General features: G+C 67.4%; 12 protein-coding genes. 1 reads left to right on the plus strand and 11 read right to left on the minus strand.

Features of this window, described 5'->3' with window-relative positions:
- The 11 genes from M2299_RS03815 to M2299_RS03865 form a co-directional block, all read right to left on the minus strand.
- On the minus strand, positions 1-474 hold the full coding sequence (locus M2299_RS03815) for a DUF3613 domain-containing protein (protein WP_280883902.1): 474 nt from the start codon (positions 472-474) through the stop codon (positions 1-3).
- Positions 471-1,361, minus strand: a complete 891-nt coding sequence (locus tag M2299_RS03820) for a tetratricopeptide repeat protein (RefSeq protein WP_280883903.1) — start codon at positions 1,359-1,361, stop codon at positions 471-473. The genes M2299_RS03815 and M2299_RS03820 overlap by 4 nt, the downstream gene beginning before the upstream one ends.
- Before the next feature lie 5 nt (positions 1,362-1,366).
- Positions 1,367-2,296 (minus strand): type II secretion system F family protein, encoded by a 930-nt coding sequence (locus M2299_RS03825; RefSeq protein ID WP_059064415.1) that lies wholly within the window; start codon positions 2,294-2,296, stop codon positions 1,367-1,369.
- Positions 2,297-2,324: 28 nt separating this feature from the next.
- The gene (locus tag M2299_RS03830; RefSeq protein ID WP_280883904.1) at positions 2,325-3,266 is read right to left on the minus strand and encodes a type II secretion system F family protein; all 942 of its coding nucleotides are present in this window, start codon (positions 3,264-3,266) and stop codon (positions 2,325-2,327) included.
- Positions 3,267-3,268: 2 nt separating this feature from the next.
- Positions 3,269-4,618, minus strand: coding sequence for a CpaF family protein (locus M2299_RS03835; RefSeq protein ID WP_025878541.1), 1,350 nt, complete (start codon positions 4,616-4,618; stop codon positions 3,269-3,271).
- Positions 4,603-5,859: a fimbrial protein gene (locus tag M2299_RS03840; RefSeq protein WP_345782453.1), complete on the minus strand. Its 1,257-nt coding sequence runs from the start codon at positions 5,857-5,859 to the stop codon at positions 4,603-4,605. Before M2299_RS03840 ends, M2299_RS03835 begins: the two co-directional genes overlap by 16 nt.
- A 28-nt stretch (positions 5,860-5,887) precedes the next feature.
- Positions 5,888-7,246 (minus strand): type II and III secretion system protein family protein, encoded by a 1,359-nt coding sequence (locus tag M2299_RS03845; RefSeq protein ID WP_025878543.1) that lies wholly within the window; start codon positions 7,244-7,246, stop codon positions 5,888-5,890.
- Between the two features lie 18 nt (positions 7,247-7,264).
- Complete coding sequence (gene cpaB / locus M2299_RS03850) at positions 7,265-8,314, minus strand: Flp pilus assembly protein CpaB (RefSeq protein WP_280883906.1); 1,050 nt, start codon at positions 8,312-8,314, stop codon at positions 7,265-7,267.
- A gap of 24 nt (positions 8,315-8,338) precedes the next feature.
- Positions 8,339-8,812: a TadE/TadG family type IV pilus assembly protein gene (locus tag M2299_RS03855; RefSeq protein WP_025878545.1), complete on the minus strand. Its 474-nt coding sequence runs from the start codon at positions 8,810-8,812 to the stop codon at positions 8,339-8,341.
- Complete coding sequence (locus tag M2299_RS03860) at positions 8,809-9,354, minus strand: A24 family peptidase (RefSeq protein WP_099784481.1); 546 nt, start codon at positions 9,352-9,354, stop codon at positions 8,809-8,811. Before M2299_RS03860 ends, M2299_RS03855 begins: the two co-directional genes overlap by 4 nt.
- Before the next feature lie 100 nt (positions 9,355-9,454).
- Positions 9,455-9,637, minus strand: a complete 183-nt coding sequence (locus M2299_RS03865) for a Flp family type IVb pilin (protein WP_025878547.1) — start codon at positions 9,635-9,637, stop codon at positions 9,455-9,457.
- A gap of 691 nt (positions 9,638-10,328) precedes the next feature.
- Here M2299_RS03865 and M2299_RS03870 point away from each other — a divergent pair.
- Positions 10,329-11,309, plus strand: coding sequence for a helix-turn-helix domain-containing protein (locus tag M2299_RS03870; RefSeq protein WP_025878548.1), 981 nt, complete (start codon positions 10,329-10,331; stop codon positions 11,307-11,309).
- The last annotated feature ends 469 nt before the right edge of the window (positions 11,310-11,778 follow it).

The raw sequence follows: 11,778 nt of genomic DNA on the forward strand, positions 1-11,778 counted from the left end.
TCAGCGTCCGGATCGGGAGGATCCTGCGGACTTGGCGACGTCGGTTTCGAAGAATTGCGGAATGTCGTACTGGAAGCTCTTCAGGTAACGCGCGTAGCTGGATGTGGCCTGGTCGCCGAGGATCGGCAGGCGGGCACCGGCCACCTCGCCGGACGCTTGCAGGCGGAACAGGCTGCGAGTGGTGTCACCGATCTGCGAGGTGTTGGGCTGTAACTGCGTGCCGCCGAAATCAGGCCTGGTTTCAGGGGCTGCGGGGGCTGCGGGGGCTGCGATGGGCGCTGCGGCTGGTGGCGGCGATACGTCCACGGTAGCCAACGGCTCGCTGTGCAGGGGAGCGGCTGCCGGCGCGGGCGCGGCACCACCCAGCATCTGCCCGGTCAACGGTTGCTGCGGCGTCTGCGCCTGCACAACCGCAGCGAAAGACAAGCCGGCAAGCACCGGCAGCAGGCAGCGGATCAGCGGCGTCGAAGTCATGGCGTGTTCCCGTTGGGATGGGCGGTGGAGCCGAAGCGTTCCAGCATCGAGGGCGGCAGTCGTGGCGGGTCGCGTTCGTCGCGACCATCGCGGCGCGGTTCGGCGGCCAAGCGTGGGCCTGCGTTGGCGGGGGTGGCAGCTACCGAAGCAACTGGCCGTGCCGCTGCCGCTGCCGCCGCTGCAGCAGTGGCAGCGGCCTGGCGTTGCTGCAGCCGCGCGCGGATCTGCTGCGCCTGCTGTTCCACGCTGCGGCGGGTCTCCTCGCTGAAGCTGGCCTGCTGGGCCAGCCGTTCGACGGTGGCAGTGTCGCCACGCAATAGCGCCCACAGGGCAAGATTGGCGGTGGCCTTGGCATTGCCTGGCGACAGTTCCAGCGCCTTGGCCAGTGGCTCGCGTGCCTGTTCGAAGCGGCCGGCACGAAGCCGTGCATAGCCCAGGTCGCCGAGGTAATCGGTGTTCAGCGGGCTCAACTGGGTGGCACGTGCCAGCGCCTGTTCGCCGCCCTGGTCGTCGTCGCGGAGGGCAGCGATCAGGCCCATGCCGTGTGCAGCGGCGGCGGCCTGCGGGCCATTGCCGAGTTCGCGGTACAGCGCCAGCGCCGCATCGATCTGGCCGGTCTGGCGCAGTGCGTCGGCCTGCAGCAGGCGCAGTGCCGGGGTATCGCCGTAGCGCTGGCGGAACGCATCCACGTGCGCCAGCGAAGCGTACCAGGCGCCCTGCTGCTGCATCCGCTGGATCAGTTCCAGGTAGGCGTTGCGGCTGTCCTGCGGGGCCGGCGTCGGCTCGGCCAGGCTCGGCGCACGCAGGTACTTCGGCGTGGTGGAGCTGCAGCCGGCAACGGCGGCAACCAGGGCAAGCAACAGGCAGGCAGGGCGCAGGACAGGCATGAAGGTCATCCCATTTTCGACAAGGTAGTGGCCAGCGCGACCAGCGCCGGTCCGGCCAGCACCAGCATCAGTGCCGGCAGCAGGGTCAGCATCATCACCACGGTCATCTTCACCGAGAGCTTGCCGACCTTTTCCTTCAGCGCGTTGCGGCGCTGCTCGCGCAGGCGGACGCTGAACTGGCGCAGCGGTTCCTGCACGGCACCGCCGTGGGCGTGCACCTGCAGGATCAACTGCACAAGGCTGGACAGATCGTCATCGCCGTACACATCGCTCAGCCGGCGCAGCGACTGCGCGCGCGTGCGCCCATGGGTGTAGGACACATTCGCTTCCTGGATTTCCCCACCCAGCACCGGCAGTGCGTCGCGCAGCTTGTCGCCCAGTGTCTGCAGGCTCTGATCCATGCTGTAGCCCACGCCCTGCAGCAGGCGCAGCAGGTCGATCAACAGCGGCAGCTCATTGTTCACGGCGCGTCGCCGCCGCTTGACCCACGCACTGAGCGCGAACTTCGGCAGCAGCAGGCCAGCAGCCAGCGCGCCGATCACCACCATGATCCTCGACAACCCCGTGGCGTCACTCAGCGTCAGCGCAATACCCAGTACCAGGACAGCCAGCAGCAGCCGCAGGCCGAGGTAGATGGCGGTGCCGCGGCGGGTGTTCCAGCCAGCCAGGTCCAGCAGCAGGCGATCCTCACCGGCCAGCAGCGCCGCTTCCAGGCGTCCGCCGCTCAGTCCGCGGCCGAACTGCTCCAGCCAGCCGAGTGAGTCCTTGCGTGCGTCGGCCGCTGTGTCTTCGCTTTCGCGCGGACGCAGCGCTGTCTTCAACGTGGCCTCGCTGCGGTCCTCGCGATGGCTGCGCACCCAGCTGCCAAGCCCCAGCAGGGCCACGCCGGCGGCCAACACCAGCAGGGCAGCCACGAACCAGATGCTGGCGCTCATTGGATGCCTCCTGCGTGGTCGGGGATGTTCATAGTGATTTGGCCAGGCGGTACAGCAGGAAGGCGCCGGTCAACTCCAGCGCCAGCGCGATCAGCAGGATCTTGTGGCCCAGTGGGTCGTGCAGCACCGGCTGGAAGAACTCGGGGCTGGAGATCGCCATCAGCACTGCGCTGGCCGGTGGCAGGAGGCCCAGTACCCACGCCGACATGCGGGTTTCAGAAGTGGTTGCGGCCAGTTCCTGCTGCGCCTGTTCCAGGTCACGCATGAAGTCGCCCATGCGCTGCAGGATCTGGTCGGCACGGCCACCGATGCGCACGCTGACGCCCATCACCACCGCCAGCACCTTCAGCACGTCCATGCGGTAGGGCTGTGCGGCCAGGTTGAGCGCACGGTCAAGGTCCATGCCGCCACGTGCATAGCGCACCGTGGTGTCGAGCAGGCCGCGCAGCGGCGCGTTGGTCTGCATCGACGCGACCTGGAAGGCGGCCTGCAGGCTGTTGCCGAGCGCGGTAAGGCGCACCAGGTTGTCGAGGAAGTCCGGCAGCTGGTGCAGCAGCTGCGCCTGCAGCTTGCCGATACGGCGCATCAGCCACAGCCAGCAGCCCAGCAGGTACAGCAGCAGGGTCAGCGGGAACATCCAGAAGGTGCCCAGGCGCAACACCGCGAACTCGGACAGGGCGATGCCCGGCAGCAGCATCAGCAGCGGCAGCTTCCAGCCCGGTGCCAGGCCGGCACGCTGCAGCAGCCCGTTCCAGGGCAGGGCGCGGCGACCCGGCGCAGGCAGCGGCGCCTGCCGTGCTGCATCGGCCGGCGCGGCGGCAGCGCCGGTGCCGCGCGCCAGCTGCTGCTCGGCATGCTGCAGCGAGGCCTGGCGCTGTTCGCGGCTGCTGGCCGTCCCCCACAGCCACACCGCCAGCGCCAGCAGCACCGACACGATGCTCAGCACACCCAGCAGCAGGCCGGTACCCATGCTCAGAAGTCTCCGTACAGGGATTCGCGCAGCAACTGCCGGAACGGCTCCAGCTTGTGCGAATGTGGCTGGAAGCCGAGGCCGATCCAACGGTCGATTTCCTTGCCGCTGCCATCGATCTGCACTTCGTGGCGGAACATCTCCTGGGTGGTGATCAGGTTGTCGCTGACGCCGGTGATTTCAGTGATGGACACCAGCACCCGGCGGCCGCTGCCCAGGCGCGAGATCTGCACGATGAAGTCGATGGCACTGGCGATCTGCCGGCGCAGGCTGTCTTCGCTGCCCTGGAAACCGGCGAAGCCGGCCAGCATCTCGATGCGGTACAGGCAGTCGCGCGGTGAATTGGCGTGGATGGTGGCCATCGATCCGTCATGGCCGGTGTTCATCGCCTGCAGCATCTCCAGCACCTCGGCGCCACGCACTTCGCCGACCACGATGCGGTCCGGGCGCATGCGCAGGCTGTTGCGCACCAGGTCGCGGATGCTGACCGCGCCCTGGCCTTCGGCGCCACCGATGCGGCTCTCCAGGCGCACCACATGCGGGTGGTTGAGCGAGAGCTCGGCGGTGTCTTCCACGGTGATGACGCGTTCGTTGGCCGGCACATAGCTGGCCAGCGCATTGAGCAGCGAGGTCTTGCCCGAGCTGGTGCCACCTGACACCAGGATGTTGCAGCGGCCCAGCACCATCGCCTTCAGCAGTGCCTGCATCGGCGCATCGAAGGTGCCCTTGGCCAGCAGTTCGTCGGGCGTGAACGGATCCTTGCGGAACTTGCGGATGGACACCATCGGCCCGTCCACCGCCAGTGGCGAGATGATCGCGTTGAGGCGGCCACCATTGGGCAGGCGTGCATCGACCATCGGATTGGAATCATCCAGGCGGCGGCCGAGCGGGGCGATGATGCGGCGCAGGATGCGCAGCAGGTGGGTGTCATCGGTGAAGCGCTGAGGTGCGCGTTTGAGCTGCCCGCCCTGGGAGACATGCACATCCTTGAAGCCATTGATCAGGATGTCTTCGATGGTGGGGTCATGCAGCAGGTCATCGAGCGGGCCGAAACCGGTCAGCTCCTTGACCAGGCCTTCGGCCACCACCTGCATTTCTTCTTCGTTGATGGGGATGCGCCATTCCTGGATGAAACTGACCGTCTGCACTTCCACCCAGCGGGCGATGGTGTCGGGGGCCCAGGAATCGATGTCGATGCGCTCGTCTTCGATGCTGTTGAGCAGATGCTCGTGCGCGGCCGACAGCACCTTCTGGTACTGCTCGGTCTGTGCGAACGGCAGGCTGCCCGGTGCATGCTCCGGCACCGTGCTGCGGGCGACAACGTGCGGGAACGGGGTCACTTTGTCTTCCATTGCGATCCACCCAGGGCAAGGGCAAGTCTTTCCCGCAGGCCGTGCGCCTGGAGCGGGCAGGCAGCCGGATCCAGGCGTTGCACCAGCGGGGCGAGGGCACGCAGGTACGGGTCGCGCGGCGCATCCTGCAGCAGCAGATGGCCATGGCTGGCGGAGGCGCGTACCCGCGACCGCTCGGGCAGGGTGGCCAGCAGCGGCAGCTCGAAGCGGCGCGCGATCTGTTCGGGGCTCATGCCACTGTTGTCGTCGTGGCGGTTGATCACCAGCTGCAGTCGCTTCTCGCGGTCGCGCTGGCCGGAAAGGTGCTTCAGGGCGTGGTCCAGCGACACCAGGGTGGCGATCGATGCGTCGGCCACCAGCCAGATTTCATCGGCCTGGTCCAGCAGCAGCGGCGGCAGCTGCCGCAGCGGGCAGCCACCGGCATCGCACAGTACGCTGGAAAACACGCCGCGCAGTCGTTGCAGCAGCGCACCAGGATCGGACGGCGGCAGTGCGTCGCTGCCTCTGGCACGGTCGAGCAGGACCAGTCCGCTGGTGTGCCGGGCCATCGCCGTGCGGGCCAGGGTGGCATCGATGCGGCTGGCATTGCGCAGCGCGTCTTCGTAGTGGAAGCGGCTGTCCAGGTTGAGGTACAGGGCGAGGTCGCCGGCCGGCTGCGCCAGCTCCATCAGCAGCCCGTCCTGCACGGCGGCATCGCCCTGGGCCAGGGTGCGGGTCTGCTGTGCGAGCACCGACAGGTGTGCGGCCAACGTGCTGGTGCCGACGCCGGCGCGCACGCCCAGCAGCACGATCAGGCGCGCCTTGTGCGCCTGCTGTGCGCTTGCGGCGGGGCGCGGTGACAAAGCGCGACGCAGGGCGGCTTCGATGCCGGTGTTGTCACTGTCCAGGTCCAGTACATCGCGCAGGCCCGCGCGCAGCGCCATCACCACGCCTTCCACCTGGCCGGCGCTGGTGGCGCCCACCGCCACCAGGGTCAATTCGGGTTGGGTCTGCTGCAGCTGCTGCGCCAGTACCGTCGATGCCGAGGCATGCTCCGGGCGGAAGTCCAGCAGCACCAGGTTCTGCGGGCCACGCTGCAGGTCCTGGGCCGATGTCGGCTCGCTGCTGTCCTGCCAGTGCAGTGCCGTGGCCGGCGGCAGCTTGGCAGCCAGGCGCGGCAGCAGTTCACGGTCGATCCCGTACAGGACCAGGTTCATCGGTGGTCCTTGCGGGTGCAGCGGCAGGGCAGTGGCGTAGGGCATGGGCGTAGTACCGGAGACGTCATGCAGGTCAGCGCGAGAAGCCGGGAACCGGATCGCGGCTGATCGGGCCAAGCAGCCACGCGCCCCATTCGGGCATGTTCGGCTTGGCTTCGCGATCGCCGGGCAGCGGCAGTTCGGTATTGCGGGCAATCGGCTGTACCAACCGCGGGGTGACGATGATCACCAGTTCCTTGTCCTGGCGCTTGTAGTCGAAGTTGCGGAAGAACGTACCGATGATCGGCAGGTCGCCGAGCAGCGGAATCTTGTTGACCGTCGAAGCCACGGTGGAACTGACCAGGCCGCCGATGACGAAACTCTCACCATCGCCAAGCTCGACGGTGGTGTCGGCGCGGCGGGTGGTGATCGAAGGGATCTGCACGCCGTTGAGCGCGATCGCATTGGTGTAGTCCAGGTCGCTGGCTTCCGGGGCAACCTTCAACGCAATGCGGTTCGGAGAGAGCACCGTGGGAGTAACGGTGAGGCCGATGCCGAAGGGCTTGTAGGTGACCGTGGTCGTGCCGAGCCCCTGCGGCTCCAGGATCGGCAGTTCGCCACCGGCCAGGAAGCTGGCGCTCTGCCCGGACAGCGCGACGAGAGTGGGCTCGGCCAGCACGCGCGCCATGCCGTTGGCCTGCAGCAGGTCGACATCGGCGTTCCACAGGCCCTTGGTCGAACCGAACACCAGCCTGAATGCCGAGGAGATCGGTGACTCGCTTTCGTTGCTCGACTCACCTTCCTTCATGCCAGGCAGGATGCCGGTGTTGCCTGGCAGCTGCCCGCCCGGCCGCGCGAATCCATAGGCGAAGCCACCGTTGCGGTTCTGGAAGTTGATGCCGATCTGCTTCAGCGCGGTCTTGTTGAACTCGACCACCTTCACCTCGACCTGCACTACGCCGCCGCTGCTGATGGTGGAGGCATCGGCCAGGCTGCCGTCCTTGCCGAGCGCCATCACCGCGGTCTTCTGCTCCTGCATGTGCGCCAGCACGCTGTCGCTGCTTCCCTGCAGCAGCCCCTGCTGGTCCTGCTGGGTGAACACCAGTCCGCTGGAGCCGGCATCGGCGGCCCCCTGCACGGCACTCTGCACCCGCACCTGCACGCGCTGCGGTTCGCTCTGCTTGCGATGCCAGAGCAGCAGGGTGGTGGTGCCGGGGGCCTTGCCTACCAGCAGCGCCTGGCGTGCGCCGCGCAGCATCACGATGTCAGCTACGCCGGGGTCGGCGATGGCAACCCGTTCCAGGTCGGCCGGCAGCGTCCATGGCCGCTGTTCGCGGGTCTGCAGCAGCAGATCGTCGGCAGCCACGCTCGCACCCGGTGCCAGCAGCACCAGCAGCAGGGCCAGCCAGCGCTGGCGGACAGTGGGGCGTAGGCGGTGGCGACGTTCAGTCATGTGCGCTCTCGGCAAGGGTCAAAGGGAGCCGCGGGGGGCAGCAGTGTCGCCGCGGATGATTTCGATGCCCGCCGGTCGCGGCGTCGAGCGACGCTGCACCGGTGCACGCGCCGGCGTTTCGTGGACGCTGCGCTGCACGCTGCTGCCGCGGCCAGCCAGCGCATCGCCATCCAGGCCGGCGTAGGCGTTGTTCTCCGGTCGCTGCAGGGCCTGCTGCTGCTCGTTGTCGAGGCCGCGCACCGGGTCCAGCACGCCGCGCGCCTGTGGGAACAGCGCCACATCCGGCAGGCCGGTATCGGCGGGATTGCGCAGGGCGAGGAACAGCTTGCCCTGCTGTGCGCCGAGCAGCAGGCGGTTGGCGTCGGCCACCGGCACCGCCAGCACCGCGGTGCGCGCCGGCTGCGTGGCATCGCTACCGTTTGCGTTGCTGGGGGCACTGCTGGAACCGCTGGTGATATCGGCTGCACGTGAGTCGTTGCCTGCCGTGGCCGGGGCCTGGCCCTGGCTGCTCGTCGGGGCTGCCGCGATGTCCTGCTGTCCGTAGCTGAGCACGCGCAGGCGTGACAGCAGCAACCGCGTCTGTGCGACGTCCTGCTGGCCGTTGTAGCTGGTAGCGGCGCTGCGCAGGTTGAGGAAGACGTCGACGAAATCACCGGGCAGGATGCGGTTGCCTGCCGCGACCAGCTCATCGACCGGCACCGCCAATGCCCGTTCACCCGGCCGCAGCTGCAGTGAGAAGCCCTGTGCGAGCAGGCTGGCAGCAATCGCGCTGCCTTCGCTGATGTCCTGCACCGGCACCTTGCCGACCACCGCTGCCAGGTCGGCAACGGCCCCCGGCACTTCTGCGGTGCGTTGCGTCAGCCGCACGCCATTGGCGCTGATCGGCTCGCCGGCGGGCAGCCGCGCGGTGGCTTCAACGACACTGAAGGTCTGCGCATCGGCCTTCACGATGGTGCTCGGGTTGTCCGCCGAGGCCGCAGGCTTCCGCCCGATCACGAAGGCGACCACGGCCAGCAGCACGGCGAGCGCGATCAGCGCGATGGCGGCGATGCGGGTCAACTTGAGCATGAAAATCGTCTCCTGTACCGATCGTCAGTTGCTGCCGAGGTCCAGCTGGGCGACCGCGACGCTGCGGATGGGGGCCTGCATCACCCAGCCATAGAGCGTGGCGGTGCCGGGCAGGAAGGGATGGGACGCATAGTCGTAGCTCACCGTCACGGTCATGCATTGCACCGTCGCCAGGCCGGCGCAGGGCGCCTGCGGCGAGACCACGATGGCGCCGGTGCCGCCGCCGCTGCAGTCCGGGTTCTGCCCGGAAAACTGCAACAGCCATTGCATGGAGCGACGGGCCGCCAGGCAGGCGGCGGTGCGCCGCTCGCCGGCGTTGCCAAAGCGCAGCGAAGCACGCGCGCCCTCGGCCGAGGCCGTCGCCAGCGTCTGCTGCGCGGCCATGATCAGCACGCCGGAAAAGGTGAGCAGCAGCAGCGGCACCAGGCCGAGCAGCAGCATCAACGCGAATTCGATGCTGGCCACGCCGCGTTGGCGTTGGCGCGCGAACGCTTTCATGCGACGCCTCCATAGGTGGTTGCCAACACCCAGCCAATCGCCGCGAAGGCCAGGTAGGCTGCGTAGGGAATGCCCTGTCGCCCCTCGCGCGCGGCATGCAGTTCGCGCAGGGCAGGGTGGCCATTCAAATGCGTGCTGGCGCGGTTTACCTGCATCTGCAGGCGCAGCGGCAGGTGACCGGCCAACTGCCGACCGGCCAGCACCAGCACGGCGTGGGCACCTGCGGCCAGGCTGGCCAGCACCCACACCGGCAGCAATGCCTTCCAGCCCAGCAGCAGGCCGAGCACGGCGAAGAACTTCACATCGCCGGCGCCCATCCAGCGCACCGCATAGAACGGCAGCAATGCCAGCAGGCCAACGACTGCGCCCAGCAGGTGTGGCGCCCAGACCGTGCGCGTTGCATTGAACTGGCCGGCGATGATCAGGGGCACGGCGATCGCGCACGCGGCCAGCAGCCAGGTGTTGGGCACGCGGCGGGCGTACAGATCGCTGATCGCAATCCGCAGGCACACTCCCATGGCCAGCAATCCCAGCAGTGTCATCGCACACCCTCGTTGTCCGTCACTGGACAGTTGCAGAACCCCTCATCGGCCACCGCGGCCGCCATCGAAGCGACCGCAGGTGCTGCACCCTGCGCGCTGGCTAGGTGGTGGTGGCGTCGGTGGCAATGGCCTGCAGGCGGGTGAACAACGTGGTGAAGAACGCGGTGATCTGGGTTCTGCCCACCACGATCAGGATGCCGGCGATCACGGCGGCCAGCAGCCCGTATTCGAGCGCGGTCACGCCATCTTCTTCTTTCAGGAACTTGCGGATCGATGCGTTCATGACGGTTGTCTCCCTCTACCTGTCAGTTGCTGCAGGACACCTGCATGGGCGGTGGCCCGGCTCCGCCGGGACCGTCCGTAGGCCCCCGCCATCCTGGCGGAGGAGGCACGGCGGGCAATCCCGCTGTGCTCAAGCAGGGTGATCATTCCCGGGCAGGGCAGCGGCCGCGCAACCACGACCACCCAGCTCCAGGCCGGTGGTCGAAACGGTATCTCGTACGTGCATGGTCATGCTGTCCCCCTGGGTGTGGCCGCTGTCTGCGTGCCCGATCACCGTGTATTCGACTTTGCCTGAATGGCGGTTCCCTGCAACCGGAACCTATATGCAAATTCGGCAGATTCGCCGGATGCCTGAATATTGCGGCGCGGATCTGTGACGTAAATCCGTTCCTGCGCAAAACGATTCATGGTCGTGCAGATAATGTGATGCCCAGCCGCGCGCATGCGAAAACCATGCCATCGGCGCGCACATTTTCTTCACGCAGTTGATAATTCCGCAGCGTCGAAACATCCTGTTTACGACTGCCGATTATCGGGCATACTCGCATTCAAGGTTTTGCATTTTCAGGGAGGGACGCGCGTGCATCGCAGCGTCCATCTCGGCAACGGACGATGCTCTTGGAAACGGCGTGCGCCCTGTCAGGCAGTGGGGGCGGGGTCGTGCGGCAGGCCAAACGGGGGACGACACTGTCATGGTCGATGGTGGGGTGGAAGACAACGACGACGGCGATCTCAGGTCAATCGACCTGGCCACGCTGAGCGGCGTGCTCCGCGTGTGCGATGTGGAACTGTTGCTGCTGGATGGCAATGGTCCGCGCGCGGCATTTGCTTCGCGCGTTCACGAGGAAGCCCTGTTCTGCAGCATCACCTGTGGCTTCCACTGCCGCGGCCGTTTCATGCTGCCGCCGGACTGGGCAATGCTCGGCTACCTGCACACCACCGATGATGCATTGAGCTGGTGCCATGGCGTGCCGCTGACGCCGGGCATGGCCTTGACCGTGATGCCCGAAGGCATCAGTGAATTCACTCTCAGCCCTGGTACCCAGATGACGCTGATGCTGGTGCCGGTCGCGCGCGTGCAGCGCAAGTTGACCGAGCTGAGCCTGCGCAGCACGCCACCGGCGGGGCAGGCGCTTTCACTGTTCAACCTTGGCGATGATGCGATGCCGCTGGTACGCCATTACCAGCAACTGCACGCGCAGCTGGGGCAGGGTGGTGGGCTGCAGCCGGAAGAAACCGAGCGCCTGCTGCACGAGCATGTCCAGGCGCTGCTCGGTGCCGGCCCAGCCGATCGGCCCAGTTGCAGCCGCGCCCGCCGCACGCATTACCTGATCGCGCAGCGGGCGGAGAACTTCATGCGCCTCAATCTTCGCCGCAATATCTACATGAATGAAATCTGTGACGCCGCCGGCGTCAGCGAGCGTGGCCTGCGCTATGCGTTCGAGGATCTGTTCGGCACCTCACCCAATCGCTACCTGTCGATGCTGCGGCTGTGCGCGGCCTGCCGCAGCCTGTCGATGGCCGATTCCAACCGGCGTTCGGTCAAGGCCATCGCCCTCAGTTGCGGGCTGTGGGATCTTTCGCGCTTTGCCGACAACTACCGGAAAGTGTTCGGCGAACTGCCGCGTGACACGCTGATGCGCGCGCCGGCACAGCTCGGCCAGCCAGCCTGAGGGGTATCGGCCGGGCTGCCGCCCGGCACCCGCAGAGGCAAGGGCAACGGCAACTGCCGAAAGCAAAAGCAGGTTTCCTGTGGAATGGCGGGGTGGGTCCGGTTGCGGGGGACGCCGTAAACCCGTCCATGGGGGCTTGGCCGCGGCATCGATGCCGCGGACACCCCCGCAACCGGACCTACCCCGCCTTCGACAGTTTCCCGCGCGCTTTGGATGTAGCGCCGGGCCATGTCCGGCCGAGGGAAAGTCGGATCATCAATTTCGATTTAGATCGAAATAATCACTGAAAATCAAAGATCGATCATGTCGACAGTGAATGCACGACGGCAGATCGAACCGTCGTGGGGAAACTGTCACAGGTGGGGCGGGGGGGGGGGGGGGGGCCCGGGGGGGCCCGGGGGGGGGCCCCCCCCCCCCCACGGCCGGGTTTTCGGGGGGGGCGGAACACCCCACCCCCCCCCCCCCCCCC

The organism is Stenotrophomonas sp. 1278 (genome assembly GCF_029892765.1).
GTDB lineage: Bacteria > Pseudomonadota > Gammaproteobacteria > Xanthomonadales > Xanthomonadaceae > Stenotrophomonas > Stenotrophomonas indicatrix.